Genomic DNA, 18,402 nt, shown 5'->3' with positions numbered 1-18,402 from the left:
AGTATGTCAAATATTGGCATTTTGTAGCTTTTAAGTTGTGCTTATAGAAGACAACAACTTTACTACATCAGCCTTCTATTTTATATATTCTTGTTTTGGTGAAGGTACTGAATTATTAATCCATTTGCACCACTTGTAGGACAACAGCAAGCCATAGAATTACTCACTCAGGCTGCCCTTCAAAATCGGGTTGCTCCAGCGTATCTATTTGTGGGGCCAGATGGTGTAGGAAGAAGTTTAGCAGCTAGGTGTTTTGTGGAATTGCTATTTTCTAGTGAGATGGGAGTCACTGCGGCTTTACAAAACCGTTTGCGTCAAGGGAACCATCCAGCTTTGTTGTGGGTGCAACCGACGTACCAATACCAGGGACAACGATTAACAGCAGCAGAAGCGGCTGAAAAAGGACTTAAGCGGAAAGCACCACCTGTAATTCGCCTAGAGCAAATTCGGGAAATTACCGAGTTTCTCAGTCGTCCACCCTTGGAAGCCCCAAGAAATGTAGTAGTGCTAGAAGAAGCCCAAACAATGGCAGAAGCAGCAGCGAATGCTTTACTTAAAACTTTAGAAGAACCGGGACAGGCGACGTTAATTTTAATTGCGTCTACACCTGAGTCTGTTTTGCCAACTTTGGTGTCACGCTGTCAACGCATTCCTTTTTATCGCTTAGATGCACAGTCTTTGGCTGTTGTACTCACACAAACTGGTCATCAAGAAATTTTGTCCAATCAGGCAGTATTGAGCATAGCAGCTGGCAGTGCCGGAAGTGCGATCGCATCTTACGAGCAATTACAAGCTATTCCCTCTGAGTTACTCAAAGACTTAAAAAAAGCTCCTGCTTCTTACCGCCAAGCCTTAGAATTAGCCAAGAAAATTGATAAGGATTTAGATGCAGAAGCCCAACTGTGGTTAGTTGATTATCTTCAGCAATTCTACTGGCAGCAGTGGCATCAACCCAGCATCATCAATCAGCTGGAACAATCTCGTAAATACTTACTTTCTTACGCTCAACCACGGCTAGTTTGGGAATGTCTACTTTTATCTATATGTCAAAAATAAAATTCCATCTACTAACTTTTACATGAAAACCTCAAGCCTTTTAGCAATATTAAATGATATTACTTAAGTAGCCGTAACTATTAGTACTTGTGTATTATTAATAGTAAGCTACGCAAAGCGTCTCATAGAGGATGCAGCGAGTTAAGAAATTGCCCCAAAAACTTGAATTTGCTAAATTGTCAAAGCTTCATAGCAAATAAAAGTCCTGTGGGGGATGACAAATAAACACTGTCCGATTATTCTTTTTGAAGATTGTACCCCTGACTAATGATGAACTTACCGCAGACAATTCCAGTTCTTTTTTTAGGGACTATCTTGGCTGTATCACCTCAAGTTTGTCCTGCTTTTACTGTTCAAAAGGTAGCTAGCCTTGCCAAAGCATCAAGTGATTTACCAGTAGTCAAATCAGCAGGACTGTCCCCCGATATGGATGTGCCTTGGTCAAAAGCTGTGAGAATCGTTGACCCTTTTGAAGGGGAGTTTCTTGGGGTTTTCGACCGCAATTCATTAGGTGGCTATTTGTTTCGTGAGGGTTCAACACAAGTTATTAGTTTGTGGACTCCTTCGAGTATTCGAGTTCTCGTAACTGTCAATTCAGGTGAAGCAAGCTCTCCTTTCTACACCGCGGGCCGTGTGTATCCTAGACCTGAACTTCTTAGGTTTGTCACTACCAAGAAAGTTGATAAACTTTTACTTAAGATCAGAGAAAAAGTTTTTCAATTAGACGGTTCAACTGGCACATTTGCTATCAGTCAAGAATTAGCCACTGCTTTGAAAAATGCTCCAGATGAAAACTTAAACATCAGACTAATCTTGGAAGGAGGTCAAACTGTTGATAGCGAAATTGGCAAAGGAACAGTGAAAGCTTGGCGAAACATTTATTAAGCGATGTCTCCAACGACTATGCCTACGCATTTTAATCCAAGGATTATCTATTCTTAAGTAAGGATAAATTTTCTCTGATAAAACTTATTTATAAATTTAGGAAGAACGAACATTATTAGAAGATAGTCTAATTAATTCTTCAACATTGTTTGAGATGGTATTGCAAATCGTATTTAAAGGTAAATCATTGGGATCAAACCCAAAAGGTTCTTCAATTTCTGAACCAATTTGTTCAATACTTAATAAGGTAAAACTTACAAAAGCCATTGCTATACCAGTCCACCAATTCAACAAGCTAACAATTTCCAAAGGTAATATCAGACAAAAAATTAATAATAATTGTCTGAGTTTAATAGTATATATCAAAGGCAGTGGCGTTTTTAAAATACGTTCACAACCACCTAAAATATCTACTAAATCATCTACACAGTTATGTAGAGTAGTCAGTTGATAGACATTGAGACAATTTCGGTCATGTTGATACTGCAAATAATCTCCTATCCAGTAAGCAATTTGTAGGGGAGGATGATTAGTATTTTGTAGTTGAAAATATTGTTTTTTAGATATTAACGATGCTAACTGAGTGTCTAAAGGTGATGATCTTAGATGTAACTTCATTGCAAATGCAAAAGCAGTTACTAACCGAAGTATTGCCTCTTTTTCTACTTTATCTTGCGGTGTCTTTTCTTTAACTATTATCCAAATTCCACGAGTTAAGTTACGAGATGTATTAACTAAAGATCCCCAGAGCTGACGACCTTCCCAAAATCTATCATGGGCTGTGTTTGTCCGAAAAACTAATAGTAATGTGAAACCGATATTAAAACTTAAAACAGCATTAGTAATAATACTGTTTGAATCTGCGAATGCTATTGGTAATCCTAAATGATATAAAAATGATACAAAAATACCATAAACAGTACACAAAATTACCCAAGGAAGAATGATAGAAATAATTGACCTTTCAAGGCGAAGAGTTACTTGAAACCAATTCAATTTTTCGCCTTTGTAAAGGTGATACTTTTCTATTAAAGTGTTTTTAGAATTAATTTGAAAATAGTTAAGTCGTTTCATATTTGTAAGATTTTATGATTAGATCAATTAGCAAACTAATTTTTTTAGCTAAAATCTTGCTTAAGCAGCATAGGTGAAAAATGTATGCTTCCAGATAGCGACAGTTGTGCAACTATAATTAACATAAATTAACATTTAAATTTATTTCTGTGAACCATCTTTAGATAGGGAAATCTATGACTGTATTTTAATTCTTCACCATAAACTTGTTTTTATGGCTATATTGGTTAAAATTCGTGGTATTTAACTGTTTTATGCAATAATCAGGCTAAATTTAGCTTTATTTAAGTAAATACTCACTTTTTATCATTTACAGGGCATAAAGTAAGGAAATATTCTAAAAATTGTTATGTCTAAAATCTTTCACAAATAGAGCACTGACGATTCAGTTGTTAATTTATGCTTTATTTGTCTTGAGCTTGAGAGCCCACAACTTCAATCAAGAATTAAGTTCTATTATGGTAGAAATAGCATTATAAATTGAGAGGCAAATTAAAAGATTGCATCAAGATGCAGTGATGGAGATTTAGAGATTAAAATACGAGATTCATCAAATTTCTGACAACAATCTTTAATTACTAGATAAGTAGGTATGGTGGCGATCGCTAACCTTCATGAGAATATTAGTCTAAAACGTCCAACTGCGACACCAAACAGATTGGATATTTTTTTACACACCTCTTCACCAAGTACTTAAGAAAGCGATCGCCACAACTGAAAACCGACTTGTTTGATGTAGTCATGTTAATAACTTATCTGCACCGCAATTTCCGCATAGGTGCTTCTTAGCAAACTTTCTAACCAAACTACAGATTGAACGTCATTGACTCTTTGCCAAAAAGTAGAGCATAAAAGAGTATCGGCTAGATTCAGTGACTTTTGTGCCGTCATGGGTTAGCCTGGTTTATTTATAGGTTGAACTTATGAGATTTCTGTTTTTAATGGGATTTTTGCGTCAAATATTACATTTTTTTACAGTAACAACTCATTTTATGTCACTGACAGAGCGATGTCTACGACGGTCACTGAGCGCAGCCGTTCTCGTAGAGAAGTGCAGGCTACCCCTACGCACTTGGGCTAATAATTAATACAGTATAGTTAAGTTAAACCGTACCTCTCAGTTATAAAAAGGACATCAACTCTATGAAATTTGGTATTGATATGGGGCATAATTGCCCTCCAGATACAGGGGCAACAGGTATAAAACAAGAAGATGCTTTAACTAAAGCAGTTGGGACACAATTGATACAAAAACTCAAAGCAGCAGGCCATAGCGCTATTGATTGCACTCCTACAAGCGCTAGCAGTGTAACCGATTCTCTGAGACAACGAACTAATAAGGCGAATGCCAATAACGTTAATGTCTATATTTCGATTCATTTTAATAAATTTAACGGTATAGCCAATGGCACAGAAGTTTTTGCCATTAGTAATGCATCACAAGGTATTGCTCAATCAGTTCTTAAAGAGATTGTTAAACTTGGTTTTCATAGTAGAGGGGTAAAAAATACAGGTTTCTTTGTTCTAAAGAATACACAAATGCCAGCCATTTTAATTGAGTGCTGCTTCTGTGATTCTAAAACAGATATGGATCGCTTTGATGCCGAAAAAATGGCTGAAGCAATTAAAGATGGATTAATTGGTGAGTCAAAAGATGAAGCTAAACCTGATAAAAGTTACATTTTGCAAGTTACAACAAAAACAGTTTTAAAGCCTTCTACAGAACAGGCATCAGAGCTACCAAAAGAAGCTTTATTCGATATTGAGCCAGGGAGTTACCCTGTTTTAGATGTCCGTTTTGAGGAAAATCATTATTGGGTTAAATGGCCTGATAAAACTAAAGTAAACCGAAACGAGCATTTTGTTTTTGCTGGATACAGTAAAGTTATAGAAAAAGATTAGCTATTTCTCAAACAGAATCCAGCAGTCAGGAGTCAGAATTAAATTGTGTATTCTAACTTTTGACTCCTGGATTTTCCAATCTAATTCATTGATCAAAAAACTCTCAAATTTTATAAAGACTTGGGTATATCAAAAGCTTTTTAATAGAAAAATATATGTCATTAATAGATGATTTAATCAACAATTACTCTAACAAAGATTTAGCGGCAGTATTTATAAAAGTTGGCATTGAAAGTGGAAAAATAACCAATATTAATCGGCAAATTTTAAAAGAAGTTACCCTGGCACAATGGTTATTAGAGTCTGCTAGAGGGAAAAGCGATCTTGCTGTCAATGCTTACAATTTTGCTGGATTAAAATGGCGATTTCCTGACATGAAAGGATTTGCTGAACCTTTGAAAATCAGAGTCCCTTCTGAGCTAGAAGAAGTTGAGTTCTGTAAATTTACAGATATAGATGCTTTTATTATTGGTTATTGGAAGTTTTTAACTCGTACCCCCTATAAAGGCTTAGAAGATTATACGAATACGCCAGAAAACTTCCTTGGCTTTCTCAAAGCTAAAGGCTATTCGTCCGATCCTAAATATGTGAGTAAAGTTGTGGATTTACTTCCAGAGGCGCAAAAGTTACTGGTTAATGCAGGTGGAGTTACCATTTCCGCTTCAGTTGAACAATTACAGTTAATTCGTGCGCCAAAAGAAGTTGAATTAGGGCAAAATTTCAGGGTTGAAGGCGTAGCACGTTTAGTTGATGGTGGCAAAGTTTTGTCGATTATAATCGACAATCAATTTCCAGTCGCAAGTGTAACAATTAATCAGGACGGCAAATGGCAATTTGATTTCGTTTTTAAACAAGCAGGCGATCGCCGCATGATAATTGCCATTGATGAGCAAACTTTAGAGATCCGCATTAAAGTTGTTGTTCCTTTCGATCACAAGGACGATGAGAACACTCAACAACCTACAGCATCAAGTTTACCAGGAGCAAAGGTAATTAAACTCGCTGGTAGTGTGGGAATTGGCGGAGTCAATAAAGCTGATGATGTTAAAGCTATTAAAGCGCGATTGCATGAGCTAGGCTACACATGGGTAGGTAATCCTAACAGTGCAGACAGAGACAGAGGACTATTTGACGCAATCAAACTATTTCAGTCAATTATTGCTGGTAGCAGTACTGTTAACGGTGATGGTAGAGTTGATGTTGGGGGAATCACTCATCGATGGTTGCAAGCAGCTAACGCACCACGATGGGAGTTGATGCCAAAAAGCGATCGTGATAATGGTTTCGTTAACGGTGAACTAGAAGACATCCAAGATAAACACGATTTTGGAACACACTGGTTAGCTAATGTTATTCAAAAAATTGCTCAAGATTATCAAAACAGTTATCGTAATACTCACCCTACAGCTGCTCCATTCGCAATTAACGATGTTAGTCTTCCTTATGGAGGCGACACTCCCGACCATCATGGACATGAAACTGGTATGATGTGCGATGTTTACTTACCTCAAAAAAATGGAAATTTTGGTGGCATCGTTTGGTCGAGTTCTGAATACGATCAAGATGCTGCACGAGCTATTCTCAAGTCCATTGGTAAGCAAAAGTTGGTACGAACAGTGTTTTTCAACGATCAACAGCTAATTAGAGAAAGACTTTGTGTTCCTCTGAGTGGTCACGATAATCATATTCATTTTGAAATTAACCCACCAGTGAAAAGCTAATTTTTAGTAAACTGATGCATTAAATCACAAAACTCTTATCTACCAGGTATTTCAGATTGATTCATATTTTTTTCCGCAAAATGTTAGTTTGCCAGAATTTTAGGGAACTCTATAAATAAGCATGGGAATTATCAAACCTAATGGCTGTAATACAAAGACAATACGGTAGCTTTTGCTACCGTTTACTCATTTTTAGCTAAAACAAATAGATATCATTATCTTCACCAAAAGAGACATTTACCAAGAGGACATAGTGAATTAATATTGTCCATTGGTGATATTTAAGACTTAAAGAAGCGTAGAGGCAGAGGGAATGGGTTTGTTTCAATATTCCATTTTCCATTCTCCATTCCCATTTAATGAACAGTCTGCGCTAGGGTAGGAATTGAAACTCAATTTGTGATTTCCTGTGCTTCCTTGCAAACGTCCAGCTGTATTTCTAATTTGGGCTGTTCTACTGACTTCGTTAACAGCCTGTGCTAACAGTCCAGTTGCCAAAAACCTTGAGGAATCTTTGGCGGCAGATCCGAAACTGCAAAGCAATCCAGTTGTCTTTGGAGAATCTCAGAGTAACCAATCACAAGCACAGCAGAACGAATCAACAGTTCAGTTACCATCTGATTTTCCCAAAGATATCCCCTTATATTCCAATGCCAAACTACAGGAAGTGACACCTGCTAGCGGTTCAGAAAATAGAATCTCAACTCGTTGGCTGAGTTCTGACCCCAGTAACTTTATTGCTAGCTTTTATAGTAGCCAGTTTAAAACAAATAACTGGCAGATTTTACAACAGCCAACAGATGATGCAGGAGGTGTGTTTGAGGCACGTCGTAACGATTTGCTGTTGAAGGTTTCTATTCAGCCTAAATCAGTTACTAACGCTACACCTGATCAACCCCAAACAGCCACCGAATTACTAATTGACTACGTACCGAATAGTACTGCAACGGCACAATCTACCACAACTACAAATCCTACCGAAACAACTAACGCCGTCCCTCAATCAGGAGATTCCCAGTTCATTGGCCCCGTACCACCTACCAACTTGGCAGCACAGTCACAAAGTACAGTTAATAACCAAACAACTTCTACAGCCACAGCTGAATCTCAGGAATTCAACGATCTAAATAAAGTCCCGCAAGAATGGCGGCAACATATCCAAGACTTGGCTGCATTAGGTGTTTTGTCTATAGAACCAGAAGCAACTAAGAGCAATACTACTACAAGTAAACAGTTTGAACCCGCTAAAATCATTACACACCGGGAATATGCTCGTTGGCTCATTGCTGCTAATAATGCTATGTATGCCAGCAATCCAGCTAAACAAATTCGCTTGGCATCAGAAACTACTCAACCAGCTTTTAGTGATGTGTCTGCAAAAGACCCTGATTTTCCAGCTATTCAAGGATTAGCCGAGGCTGGGTTAATTCCCAGTCCTTTGTCTGGAGATTCTACAGTAGTCTTGTTTCGTCCTGATGCACCTCTGACGCGAGAACAGTTGCTGCTGTGGAAATTACCTCTAGATACTCGCCAAGCTTTACCCTCTGCTAACTTAGATGCAGTCAAACAGACCTGGGGTTTTCAAGATGCGGCGCGAATTGACCCCAAGGCTTTAAAAGCAGTGTTGGCTGATTACCAAAATGCCGAACAATCAAATATTCGGCGGGTGTTTGGTTATACAACTCTGTTTCAACCCAAAAAACCAGTAACTCGTGCTGAGGCTGCTATGGCTTTGTGGTATTTCGGCAGTCAGGGTGAGGGTATATCGGCTGCTGAGGTTTTGAAATTAAAGCGAAGTTAAAGCGATGCCTACGATGAGCTAGACTATTCTGTTGCGATTATGCTGTACATATCATACAAGTGGGAAATTCTCACCTTTGAATGTAAATTTTGCCATTTCTTTATAATACAGCTATTTTTTATCAATAAAATGTAAATCTAAGTATTTTCAGCGTTTTTACCCGGGTTTGATGAAATTTTGAGGCATAGTTAAGTAAAATAACGTAAATTACTTAATAGACGTACTTAGTTTTGAAGTAAGTCAAATGACAAGTTGTCAGAATATTGCCTTTTCATTACTTTTAAACAAATTAAAAATACCACTGGTAAAACGAAGATGAAAAAACAAGCTATAGCGGTAGGATTTGTTCTCTTATCTTTCATGTTACCGCTCAAAGCAAGTGCTGCGAGTTTTACCAAATTTTATGTATTTGGCGACAGTCTTTCTGATACTGGCAATGTTTTCACTGCTACTAATGGTTTAGTCGCTCCAAAAACAGCCATTCCGCAAAATCCACCGTACTTTCAAGGGCGTTTTTCTAACGATCAGGTGTGGGTAGACTACCTGGGAAATCAGCTAGGATTAAATCCTACCCCATATTTAATTTCAAATCCTACTATTCCCAATCAAGGTATTAATTTTGCTGTGGGCGGCGCTAGTTCTGGCCAGGGTAATGCTGTTGTTCCTAGTGCGCCGTTACCAGGAGTATTAGAGCAAGTTGGCTTATTAACGCAACCGATTCTACAAGCTAATCAGAAGCTTGATCCAAATGCTCTTTATGCTGTATGGGGAGGTGCAAATGATTATGTGTTTGGTCAAGCTACCAATGCGGCTCAAACAGTCCAGAATTTATCAGATGCAGTAGGGTTACTTGCTTCATCTGGCGCAAAAAATATTTTAGTCTTTAACTTGCCTGATTTGGGCAAGATTCCACTTGCACTCGCTACAGGTTTATCTAGCAACTTGACTGGTTTGACAAATGACCATAACAAGAGATTAGCAGAGGAACTAAGCAAATTTAGCAGTAACTCGGATTTGAATCTGATCTCTGTAGATGTGTTTTCCCTATTTAATCAAGTAGAAGCAAATCCTGGGAAATTTGGGTTTCAAAATGTGACTGCCCCTTGTGTAGTAGGGAATTTTCAGACAATTATCAGTGTATGCCCTCAACCAAACGATTATTTGTTCTTTGACTCTGTACATCCAACAACAAATGCTCATAAGTTAGTTGCAGATGCTGCACTGGCGGCAATTGAGGCTAAGTCTGTCCCGGAACCTGCGATAAACTTGGGGATTTTAGCCCTTGGTGCTTTTGGTGCGGTAGGAGTGCTAAAGCGTCAACAAAAAAGGTCAGCAGAGCAGGTTTTTGATGCACAATTGTCTCATATAACAGTTGAAAATTGAACTAACTGTATTGATGTGGGATTACGATCGCTTATTTCAAGTTATTGAAGAATTAGTCATGCACCATTCTCCTAGTGGTGCAGAAGCTGAGATTAACCAGTTGTTGATGCAACGATTTACGGCGCTGGGTGTGGAAGTTTGGTGCGATCGCGCCGATAATATTATTGCCAAGATTCCAGGCAAAAGTCCAGACAGAGCGATCGCTATCACGGCACACAAAGACGAAATTGGCGCAATTGTCAAGAAGATTGGTGATGAAGGTCGTGTCAAAGTCAGCAAACTCGGCGGTTCTTTCCCGTGGGTTTACGGCGAAGGCGTTGTAGATTTACTCGGAGATAACGAAACCATTAACGGTATTCTCAGCTTTGGTTCCCGCCACGTTTCTCATGAATCGCCTCAGAAAGTGCAGCAGGAAGATACTACTGTTAAGTGGGAAAATGCCTGGATTGAAACGAAACGGACTACGGCTGAATTGGAAGCAGCTGGCATTCGACCTGGAACTAGAATGGTAATCGGCAAGCATCGCAAGCGTCCAATTAGGTTAAAGAATCATATTGCTGGTTACACTTTGGATAACAAAGCCTCTGTGGCGATTTTGCTAGCTTTGGCTGAAAACCTGAAGCAGCCAGTAGTTGATGTTTATTTAGTAGCTTCGGCAAAAGAAGAAGTGGGAGCAATTGGGGCGCTATTTTTCACTCAAAATCAGCCTTTGGATGCTTTAATTGCTTTAGAAATTTGTCCATTATCTGAAGAATATCCTGTTAAAGATGGCGAAAGCCCTGTACTTTTATCTCAAGATGCTTATGGGATATATGATGAAGGGTTAAATGGACAACTACGCCATAGTGCTAAACAGTTGGATATGCCGGTGCAGTTAACAACTCTGAGTGGGTTTGGTAGTGATGCTTCAATTGCCATGAAATTTGGACATGTTGGACGTGCTGCTTGTTTGGCATTTCCTACACAAAATACACATGGATATGAAATTGCTCATTTAGGAGCGATCGCTAATTGTATTGATTTGTTAAAAGCTTTCTGCGAAACTGAATTTGAGTGATAATTTCAGGCTTTTATTAGAAACAGCGATCGCATATTAACCCGAAATAGCGTGAATTTTTCTGGTTGTTGAAAATGCGCGTAGGCGTAGCCCGCACTTCGGCAAGCTCAGTGACCATCGTAGACATCGCACACCAAAATTACTCTTACTGTTGATGTAATGTCAGCGCCATATCTCTAAATTCGGCATTAAATGTATAATTTCTAAATGCTTCGTGTATTTACCAGTTAAAACTATTAAATGATTACTCTTACAGCAGAGGAAATTAGTCAGTTTCGCAGCCAGTTGGCGGATCTTCCCCAGGCTTTAGTAGCTTTAGATGCCATAGAAGAGTGTGAAGGCTATTTAGACGATGCTGTTCCACTGTTGGTTATGCGGGAAACTGCACAGGAAGCAGATAGATCGTTAAATGATTTGCTTGAAAAATGCCGTCAATTCATTTGTCAAGAGGAAGTCAGAGAATTTTTGAAATCTGGATTAATTGCTCCAATTGTAGAACCATTGGCTGTTAGTGCAGGCATTCCTCTGGGTACTGCGACTGCACTTAGCATATTGGTGTTTAAACTAGGTGCGAGAAAGTTTTGTAACGTACCGGAATCTAGTGTTTAAAGCCCAGAAGCTGTAAATCCAGCCCAGTAGTAGGGATTTGCAAACGGTAGGGGTTGACGTTGCTTAATTTGTTTCAAAGATTCTTGAAACCTGATGCGTTGTCCTACTCTTAGTTGAGCAAGGACTTTTTCAATTTGGGGTTTGTGTTCCTCCAAAAATCTGTCTAGTTCTTTAATAGTCAGATTTCGCAGCCAGTTTTGAGCTTGTTTCAGGGCTATGGCAATATCTCCTGCTTCCAGGTTATTAAGTTTGACTAAGTTTTTGTAGAATTTAATCATTAAAAAGCTGGTGGATAAGTCATCTACTTTCCAGAGAGAACTAACGACACTGGGACTACCTGCTAATAGAAAACCGCTAGGTAAACCTATATATTCGTCACTAATATTTTGAAAATCAATCAATCCAGTTTCGCACGCGGAAAGGGTGACGAGGCGACATTTATCTAATTTGAGAGTGAAGATTTTATCTAAGGTAAGGCATTTATCTAAATCGTTAGTTTCCCCTGCTCGCACATTTAGATAACGTTCGGAGTCGGGTTTTGTTGGTGTGTCTGCGATAGGCGCATCTGCCAAAATTAGGGCTGATTTACCGGGATTTGTTAAGTTAAAATACCCGTGGCAGCTAAAGTGGGCGCAATGGTAAGTATTTAAGTCGGAATTATCGATTGCTGTGAGTGTCGCTGCTGTTTTTTTCAGAACGTTGGCAGGATTAAAGTGGCTTTGAATAACTTGTACTTCTAAATCTGTATAGTTTAAATCGCCTGTAGGGTTTTGAATTGCAAATAGAGATTGAAAATCAGGACGTTTGCGCTGTTGTACCTGTTGCAGTAGTTGACAACTAGGTGCATAACTCACACCATTAGGAAATAAATCCAGAAGACAGCGCGAATTTTCAGCATTGTGATTGACTGGGAGTGCATGAAGAGGTAATAAATGCAGGAACCGATGGGGAATTAGGATGAGTTGATTGCAGTGCTTTGGTATCTGGTTTAATATTTCATCAATGTGCAGAATGGAGGCTAATTGTTTAAGTTCTTCCCCTAAGCTCTTGTGCCACTGGTCTTGTTGATTGTAGTAATTCTGCAAATATTGATTTACCCAATTTTCAAAAGCTTTTCGGTCTTCGAGTTGAGATTGCCAAACAGCGACTTCTCCTTTAGGTTTGATAATAAACGCCAGAATTTTATCGTTGAGAATATACCACTCGATAATAGCTGTACGCTCATCCAAAGTAGCCTGGAATGATTCAAAGTTGAAACCGTAACCAACAGGTAAGTAGCGGTTTTGCAATTCATTTCGCTGTTGTCGTAATTGTTGTAGATGTTGTGCAAGGACTTTTGGATTTTCAGCTTTGCCATTTTGGATTTGATATTGTCCTACGGCTATTTCATCCCTATATTTTTCTAATTGAGTGAATACTTCTGGAGGGAAGATGGTTTTAGAGTCACGTTCAAGAATTTGTTCAACTAAATTGCGGGTTTTACTACGTTCAACATATTCAATTGCTTCGGTAATCTTATTTAATTCTGTGCAAACTTCTACCATGCGGCTATAAACTTGGTTAAAGTGTTCCGCTTGTTTACGCTTGCTTTCTTCTCCAGATACTATTTCTTCTCGTAAAGATTCTACAGTAATAATGGCAGACTTAAAATCATTGTATGCTAAGTCAAACTTGTTTGTATCTTGATGAGCAATTCCCCGCATCCACAAAGTTTCTGCCCATTCTTGAGGTAAAGCTTCTCTGGTGTAGACAGTTAAAGCAGCAGTAGAAGCAGCAATCGCATTTTCGATATTCTCTGCCTTGTCTCCTTTGATTCTGTCGCTGTAGACAATTGCGAGATTATTTTGCGTCATTGCCCATTGTTGAGGCAAAGCTTCTCTGGTGTAGACAGTTAAAGCAGCAGTAGAAGCAGCAATCGCATTTTCGATGTTATCTGCCCTGTCTCCTTTAATTCTCTCCCCGTACACAACAGCGAGACTATTTTGCGTCATTGCCCAATCTTCAGGCAAAGCTTCTCTGGTTCTGACAGTTAAAGCAGCAGTAATAGCAGCGATGGCATTTTCAATATTATCTGCTCTGTCTCCTTTAATTCTCTCCCTGTAGGCATTTGCGAGATTATTTTGCGTTGCTGCCCAATCAATAGGCAAAGCTTCCCTGGTGAAGACTTTTAGCACGACTTCATAGCCAGCGATGGCAATTTCCATATTGCTGGCTTTGTTACCCAAGGGGAATTGCTGAATTAGAGAGCTAAAATTGAAAATATCTTCTGCTAGGTTTTCCGCCTCATCTGCTTTCGCTTCCCCAAGTGTAATTGTCCCCCAACGGCGCAATATTTCTGTTAACACTCCGTCGAGTTTGTCTGTATTCTTTGCCAGCAAGGGGTAAACAACCTGGGAATTAGCTATACTGTCTGCGGTTGCTTGTAGTACCTCCATCAAGAATTGGTAATATGTCTGTATCTCCTCCTCACTGAGAGATTGCAAATCGACTTTATTATCTAGATTCAACGCTTCCCCTAGTTGCATTGCCAAACTTTGCAACCAATTCGCTGTATTCTCATCTCCGTTTTGGGAACACATCTGTGCTACTTCTTCTACCTTCTGCACAAAGCCAGCATCAAGTAACTCTTGGTTTGCTGCCAAAATCTCTGATTCTTCACCACTGGGCGAATCTAACAGGCTGCGAATAAGGTTGAGATAAGCTTGCTGACGCTGCTCATTCATGGGTAAGGGTGTGAGATGCAACTTTATCATGAGATAAATTCAACACCAACACCCTAAATTCCAGAAAAGCGTAGAGTTTCATCACAAATGATGTGTTTCTGACAATGAAAGAACCTCGGGGATGAGCGTTTTTTACTTGTGAACAGACAATATACTGATTTTGCGGTAAGCGTTCGCGAAGCGTCTCGTAGAGAAGCTATGCCGTTAGGCTTATCGCCTTCCTCGTCGCAGACATCACTCTTACAAAATAGTGCGATTGCGATCTTGTATCTTACAATCAAAATAATAAGTAATATTAATCCTTCTAAATTCCAAAAGGAGTAATTATGAGTACCGAAACAGCCCTATGGAAAATCATAGAAAATTTGCCCAGTTCCCTGAAAATTGAACTTTTACATTATGCCGAATATTTAATCACTAAATCTTCAACACTTCCACAAGTCGAAGATGTAACCGTTTTAGAAACCAATACAGAACAAAGAGAAAATTGGCAATCTTTCTCTTTAAATAACTTAAATCAATGTTATGCAGAAGATGAACCTGAATATGCTATAGAATCAATTAAAGAATATAACCCTAATTATGAAAGAAGGTAATATCATACTAACTCCTATTCCTCAAGCAAATGGAGAAATAAAAAACCGTCCTACGCTGATTTTGAGAGAAATGCCAAAATATCAAGACTTTTTGATATGTGGGATTAGTACACAATTAAAACAATATATTCCTAATTTTGACGAAATCATTTCACCTAATGATGATGATTTTCAATCCAGTGGTTTAGTTCGTTAATCTATTATTAGATTAAGTTTTTTAGGTGTCATTACTCGTAACAGTATAATTGGCACAATATCAACAGAAAGGCATAAAAAACTATTACATAATCTTAGTCAATATCTAATTCAATTAATAGAGTAATCGCCGCAGATATCAAGCCTACAAAATAGTGTGAGCTACATCAACGCAATTGTGATTTAGGCGATGTCTGGGTTGGGCTACGCTAACGCATTTATAGTTTTTACGATGCCTGGGTTGGGCTACGCCAACGCATTTATCGATTTTGTGACTGCAATTGCTTGCGATTTTAGCGATCGCAAAATTCTATTTTTCAATTGATATGCTATTCTCATCGCCATTGATTCAACCAATGTATTTGCCCAGGCCAGTCTCTGCTTGAGTTTCTGATAGCAAGCGATCCAATGCTTGAGTGGGGTCAGGCAAATTCTAACTATTTTGTGCGGCTAAAATAATGTCTCTATGCTGCGGATACTGAATAACCAAGGACAAGAAATCTTTGATGTTGAAGGTAAAAATACACCGTTTGTTATCTGTGGCTTTCAGCAGTTGCATTTCATCGCTAGCTAGCATTTTCGGCATCCATTCATTGAGAGTGCGAGTCACATCATGACCACGAGCAACTAGAGCCGTATGCAATGCTTTAATGGAAGTGTCTGCATCTAAATGGAGCAGGAGTTTAGACACCAGCAGTTTCAATCGCTTGTTCTGTAGCGATCGCTTCATCAATCTCGGTACGATGGGCAGTGTAAAAACCCAGTGCGTCATTGATCTGAGCTTCAGTAATACCATACTGTTGAACAATTTGCCCGCAAGACCAGCCCCACTGATGAGCAGCAATCGCTAGAGTTTGCACTCTAATTCCTGTACCACTAACAACGGGAACTTTTTGGCCACTGCTTCCAATGCGATAGCTAATCAAGGGAAAGGAGGGGTCATTCAGTTGATGGCGAAGGGAGGCAACTTTTTCTGCTACTGCCCACAAAATAAATTGATCGAGGGAAATTCCTTGGCTAGTTGCCCATTGCTCTATCTCTTGCTGTAGTTGAACAGGTAAATTGACCAAGTAGGAAGGCATTTGCTGAAGCTCAATGAATTGACTTTTCATTACTTGCTTTATTTTAAGCGATCGCCCTGTAGCAGTTTCAATTTATCGTTTGTGATTTTGGCAATGCCTGGGTTGGGCTACGCCAACGCAGTTATTATTTTGGCGATCGCTATATCTCCCAATCCTCAATCAACAAGTTTTTAATGCGTTGGAATTCTCTAGTGTTATGGGTGACAAGGGTTAAGTTATTTGTCAGGGCGATAGCGGCAATTTGTAAGTCATACGCGCCAATGGGAGTACCTAATGCTTCTAGTTGAGAGCGAATTGTCCCAAATGTCATTGCTGCTAAATCATCAAAGGGTAGCGATCTAAATTGGGCTAAAAATTGTTGTTGTAAAGTAAGATTCCGTTGTGGATTGGCACTTTTCATTGCGCCATAAAATAGTTCAGCTTTGACGATTGAGCAAACGGCAATATCTTTAGTCGCAGTGGATTCTAGTTTCTGTTTTAAAGTGGAATTTTTACCACGCATATAGATAATGCAGGTGTTAGTATCGAGCAGGAATTTCACAGGATTGTTTCGCGTTCTGGTTGTTGTCCTTGGGGATGACGGAAGAAGGTTTCATCTTGGATACATCCATAAAATTGAGGCAGAGGATATTCTGATATTTTGCTTGTTTGCACAGGTTGAGTATTGTTCTTGTATGTAGTCAGGCTTTGTGCCAGGAGTTGGATAATGTACAATTTATCGTCAGGTGAAAGCTGAAGGAGTTGTTGTTCGAGTTCTGGGACAATCATGATGTAGCTCAGGTGGTGGATAAGTTCATTTTACTTTCATAGTCAAAAGTTAATCTAGCTATGCCTGGCTTGGGCTACGCCAACGCATTTGTTATTTCGGAGTACTCATTTGTTATTTCGGAGTACTCATTTGTTATTTCGGAGTACTCATTTGTTATTTCGGAGTACTCATTTGTTATTTCGGAGTACTCATTTGTTATTTCGGAGTACTCATTTGTTATTTCAGGGTACTCATTTGTTATTTCGGGGTACTAATTTATTAATTTTGTGATTACTGTTGCTGATTACATTTATTCTCAAACAACAAATCGATATGAAAAGTGAGTAAAAATACAGGCAACCTCGTAATTATTTCGTTGAACTTTTAATTAAATAAATCCACAAAACTACCCATCTCAGGCAAAAGGATACTCCACTATCTTGAAAAAGGAATTATTAAAAAAGGATATCTCATGTCTTTAAAAACTCGTGGTTCTGCTGCTGTTGACAAAGCACAACTTCGTCTCGCCTTGCTTAAATCTATTGATGAAAATCTGGATTTGGGACATGGGTTAACTATTGAAGCCTACAACCACTTAATCAACACTACCCGTGCGATGGTAGAAGCTAATAATAGACTGGTGTCCAATCTGGAAGAATCGCGCAAAACAGTAACCCAGATGGATAAAGCTCTCTCCGAAATGTCTGAACGAATGCTAAGTGGAGTTGCAACTGTTTACGGCAGAAACAGTATAGAGTATTCCAAGGCTGGCGGATCTAATCGCAAACGAAATAAACAATCTACTTCAAAAGTTACTCCAGTTGTAGCGGTTCTTACTACTCAACCTACTCAAGCTGCAATTGTCAATGCGTCAACTAACGGTAATGGCACAACTCCTTTGCTGCAATAATCCACCTAGCTTGAAAATCGGAGTAGGGTGTTAAAACAATTCGCAATGGGCAACTCTTGGAGACGCTAAAAGCGAACGCCCCGCTACGCTAACGCAATTACATTTTGTGACAAGGATTTAGCTTAGGGATCAAAACGCGCTGCTTGATAGAAGCAGGAGACTTAAACCCCACTGCTTGTTAATCTGTCACCTACGACAAATAATTAGTCACTGTACAATTGATTTATGTCAAACTTTAGTGTTAAGTAATACTTTCATCAAAGCCGATGATGGGATTTGAACCCACGGCCTGCTGATTACGAATCAGCTGCTCTACCACTGAGCCACATCGGCGTACACAATCTAAGAGTATAACACGATTTAATTATGGTAGATCAAAATCGCAAAAATCGCCTTAACCCTGAACAATACGCCAGCCTCAAAGCAGAAATAGCCGCTCCTTATCGTGGCTTACGACAATTTTTCTACATCGCTTTCGGTGCTTCTGGCTCACTCGGTGCATTCGTCTTCTTCTTCCAAGTGCTTGCCGGACGCAATCTTGAGAGTGCTTTGCCAAGTTTAGCTCTCCAAGTAGGAATAGTTGCCTTAATGGTCTTCCTTTGGCGCTGGGAACAGCGTCGGCAACGAAGCACCCAATCGGGTAAAAATTCTAATTCCTGA

Annotated in this window: 18 protein-coding genes and 1 tRNA gene; 12 read left to right on the top strand and 7 right to left on the bottom strand. The window is 39.1% G+C overall.

The window, feature by feature from the left end; all coding sequences use genetic code 11:
* Positions 1-111: 111 nt before the first annotated feature.
* Positions 112-1,056 carry a DNA polymerase III subunit delta' gene (locus tag RMZ43_RS14800; RefSeq protein WP_322653512.1) on the top strand — a complete coding sequence of 315 codons (945 nt, stop codon included), beginning with the start codon at positions 112-114 and terminating at the stop codon, positions 1,054-1,056.
* A gap of 267 nt (positions 1,057-1,323) precedes the next feature.
* The gene (locus RMZ43_RS14795; RefSeq protein ID WP_322653384.1) at positions 1,324-1,941 is read left to right on the top strand and encodes a hypothetical protein; all 618 of its coding nucleotides are present in this window, start codon (positions 1,324-1,326) and stop codon (positions 1,939-1,941) included.
* A gap of 96 nt (positions 1,942-2,037) precedes the next feature.
* Here the strand turns inward: RMZ43_RS14795 and RMZ43_RS14790 are convergent, their stop codons facing one another.
* Positions 2,038-3,015 carry a bestrophin family protein gene (locus RMZ43_RS14790; RefSeq protein WP_322653383.1) on the bottom strand — a complete coding sequence of 326 codons (978 nt, stop codon included), beginning with the start codon at positions 3,013-3,015 and terminating at the stop codon, positions 2,038-2,040.
* Positions 3,016-4,158: 1,143 nt separating this feature from the next.
* Between RMZ43_RS14790 and RMZ43_RS14785 the strand changes: the two genes are divergently transcribed.
* From RMZ43_RS14785 to RMZ43_RS14760, 6 genes are all read left to right on the top strand, one after another.
* A complete protein-coding gene (locus RMZ43_RS14785; protein WP_322653382.1) occupies positions 4,159-4,917 on the top strand; it encodes an N-acetylmuramoyl-L-alanine amidase in 759 nt (252 codons plus the stop codon).
* Between the two features lie 155 nt (positions 4,918-5,072).
* Entirely contained in the window at positions 5,073-6,638 is a 1,566-nt protein-coding gene (locus RMZ43_RS14780) for a glucosaminidase domain-containing protein (protein WP_322653381.1), read from the top strand.
* 409 nt (positions 6,639-7,047) lie between these two features.
* Positions 7,048-8,439 (top strand): S-layer homology domain-containing protein, encoded by a 1,392-nt coding sequence (locus tag RMZ43_RS14775; RefSeq protein WP_322653380.1) that lies wholly within the window; start codon positions 7,048-7,050, stop codon positions 8,437-8,439.
* A gap of 315 nt (positions 8,440-8,754) precedes the next feature.
* Complete coding sequence (locus RMZ43_RS14770) at positions 8,755-9,822, top strand: SGNH/GDSL hydrolase family protein (protein WP_322653379.1); 1,068 nt, start codon at positions 8,755-8,757, stop codon at positions 9,820-9,822.
* 13 nt (positions 9,823-9,835) lie between these two features.
* A complete protein-coding gene (locus RMZ43_RS14765) occupies positions 9,836-10,879 on the top strand; it encodes a M42 family metallopeptidase (RefSeq protein WP_322653511.1) in 1,044 nt (347 codons plus the stop codon).
* Positions 10,880-11,119: 240 nt separating this feature from the next.
* On the top strand, positions 11,120-11,488 hold the full coding sequence (locus RMZ43_RS14760; protein WP_322653378.1) for a hypothetical protein: 369 nt from the start codon (positions 11,120-11,122) through the stop codon (positions 11,486-11,488).
* Here RMZ43_RS14760 and RMZ43_RS14755 read toward each other — a convergent pair.
* On the bottom strand, positions 11,485-14,241 hold the full coding sequence (locus RMZ43_RS14755; protein WP_322653377.1) for a CHAT domain-containing protein: 2,757 nt from the start codon (positions 14,239-14,241) through the stop codon (positions 11,485-11,487). The genes RMZ43_RS14760 and RMZ43_RS14755 overlap by 4 nt on opposite strands.
* Positions 14,242-14,537: 296 nt before the next feature.
* Between RMZ43_RS14755 and RMZ43_RS14750 the strand changes: the two genes are divergently transcribed.
* Both RMZ43_RS14750 and RMZ43_RS14745 read left to right on the top strand, forming a co-directional pair.
* Positions 14,538-14,807, top strand: coding sequence for a DUF2281 domain-containing protein (locus RMZ43_RS14750; protein ID WP_322653376.1), 270 nt, complete (start codon positions 14,538-14,540; stop codon positions 14,805-14,807).
* Entirely contained in the window at positions 14,794-15,003 is a 210-nt protein-coding gene (locus RMZ43_RS14745; protein WP_322653375.1) for a hypothetical protein, read from the top strand. The genes RMZ43_RS14750 and RMZ43_RS14745 overlap by 14 nt, the downstream gene beginning before the upstream one ends.
* Before the next feature lie 432 nt (positions 15,004-15,435).
* On the opposite strand, the gene RMZ43_RS14740 is transcribed toward RMZ43_RS14745, so the two are convergent.
* From RMZ43_RS14740 to RMZ43_RS14725, 4 genes are all read right to left on the bottom strand, one after another.
* Positions 15,436-15,693 carry a DUF5615 family PIN-like protein gene (locus tag RMZ43_RS14740; protein ID WP_322653374.1) on the bottom strand — a complete coding sequence of 86 codons (258 nt, stop codon included), beginning with the start codon at positions 15,691-15,693 and terminating at the stop codon, positions 15,436-15,438.
* Positions 15,686-16,114 carry a DUF433 domain-containing protein gene (locus RMZ43_RS14735; RefSeq protein ID WP_322653373.1) on the bottom strand — a complete coding sequence of 143 codons (429 nt, stop codon included), beginning with the start codon at positions 16,112-16,114 and terminating at the stop codon, positions 15,686-15,688. The genes RMZ43_RS14740 and RMZ43_RS14735 overlap by 8 nt, the downstream gene beginning before the upstream one ends.
* A 109-nt stretch (positions 16,115-16,223) precedes the next feature.
* Positions 16,224-16,625 (bottom strand): type II toxin-antitoxin system tRNA(fMet)-specific endonuclease VapC, encoded by a 402-nt coding sequence (gene vapC, locus RMZ43_RS14730; RefSeq protein WP_322650392.1) that lies wholly within the window; start codon positions 16,623-16,625, stop codon positions 16,224-16,226.
* On the bottom strand, positions 16,622-16,852 hold the full coding sequence (locus RMZ43_RS14725; RefSeq protein ID WP_322653372.1) for a hypothetical protein: 231 nt from the start codon (positions 16,850-16,852) through the stop codon (positions 16,622-16,624). Before RMZ43_RS14725 ends, vapC begins: the two co-directional genes overlap by 4 nt.
* Positions 16,853-17,304: 452 nt before the next feature.
* Here RMZ43_RS14725 and RMZ43_RS14720 point away from each other — a divergent pair, with 452 nt between their 5' ends.
* Positions 17,305-17,742 carry a hypothetical protein gene (locus tag RMZ43_RS14720; protein ID WP_322650390.1) on the top strand — a complete coding sequence of 146 codons (438 nt, stop codon included), beginning with the start codon at positions 17,305-17,307 and terminating at the stop codon, positions 17,740-17,742.
* A gap of 261 nt (positions 17,743-18,003) precedes the next feature.
* Here the strand turns inward: RMZ43_RS14720 and RMZ43_RS14715 are convergent.
* Positions 18,004-18,075, bottom strand: a tRNA-Thr gene (locus tag RMZ43_RS14715).
* Positions 18,076-18,108: 33 nt separating this feature from the next.
* On the opposite strand from RMZ43_RS14715, the gene RMZ43_RS14710 reads away from it, so the two are divergent.
* A complete protein-coding gene (locus RMZ43_RS14710; protein WP_322650389.1) occupies positions 18,109-18,402 on the top strand; it encodes a DUF3493 domain-containing protein in 294 nt (97 codons plus the stop codon).

Origin of the sequence: Nostoc sp. CmiVER01 (genome assembly GCF_034531135.2) — a bacterium.
Lineage (GTDB): Bacteria > Cyanobacteriota > Cyanobacteriia > Cyanobacteriales > Nostocaceae > Nostoc.
This window is presented reverse-complemented; position numbering and strand designations above follow the sequence as displayed.

What these genes read in the sequence shown, in the direction of transcription:
- RMZ43_RS14755 (WP_322653377.1), bottom strand. Translation starts at nt 14,241, where the DNA reads ATGATAAAGTTGCATCTCACACCCTTACCCATGAATGAGCAGCGTCAG.
- RMZ43_RS14725 (WP_322653372.1), bottom strand. Translation starts at nt 16,852, where the DNA reads ATGATTGTCCCAGAACTCGAACAACAACTCCTTCAGCTTTCACCTGAC.
- RMZ43_RS14720 (WP_322650390.1), top strand. Translation starts at nt 17,305, where the DNA reads ATGTCTTTAAAAACTCGTGGTTCTGCTGCTGTTGACAAAGCACAACTT.
- RMZ43_RS14765 (WP_322653511.1), top strand. Translation starts at nt 9,836, where the DNA reads ATGTGGGATTACGATCGCTTATTTCAAGTTATTGAAGAATTAGTCATG.
- RMZ43_RS14770 (WP_322653379.1), top strand. Translation starts at nt 8,755, where the DNA reads ATGAAAAAACAAGCTATAGCGGTAGGATTTGTTCTCTTATCTTTCATG.
- RMZ43_RS14710 (WP_322650389.1), top strand. Translation starts at nt 18,109, where the DNA reads ATGGTAGATCAAAATCGCAAAAATCGCCTTAACCCTGAACAATACGCC.
- RMZ43_RS14780 (WP_322653381.1), top strand. Translation starts at nt 5,073, where the DNA reads ATGTCATTAATAGATGATTTAATCAACAATTACTCTAACAAAGATTTA.
- RMZ43_RS14795 (WP_322653384.1), top strand. Translation starts at nt 1,324, where the DNA reads ATGATGAACTTACCGCAGACAATTCCAGTTCTTTTTTTAGGGACTATC.
- RMZ43_RS14745 (WP_322653375.1), top strand. Translation starts at nt 14,794, where the DNA reads ATGAAAGAAGGTAATATCATACTAACTCCTATTCCTCAAGCAAATGGA.
- RMZ43_RS14735 (WP_322653373.1), bottom strand. Translation starts at nt 16,114, where the DNA reads ATGAAAAGTCAATTCATTGAGCTTCAGCAAATGCCTTCCTACTTGGTC.
- RMZ43_RS14790 (WP_322653383.1), bottom strand. Translation starts at nt 3,015, where the DNA reads ATGAAACGACTTAACTATTTTCAAATTAATTCTAAAAACACTTTAATA.
- RMZ43_RS14760 (WP_322653378.1), top strand. Translation starts at nt 11,120, where the DNA reads ATGATTACTCTTACAGCAGAGGAAATTAGTCAGTTTCGCAGCCAGTTG.
- RMZ43_RS14785 (WP_322653382.1), top strand. Translation starts at nt 4,159, where the DNA reads ATGAAATTTGGTATTGATATGGGGCATAATTGCCCTCCAGATACAGGG.
- RMZ43_RS14750 (WP_322653376.1), top strand. Translation starts at nt 14,538, where the DNA reads ATGAGTACCGAAACAGCCCTATGGAAAATCATAGAAAATTTGCCCAGT.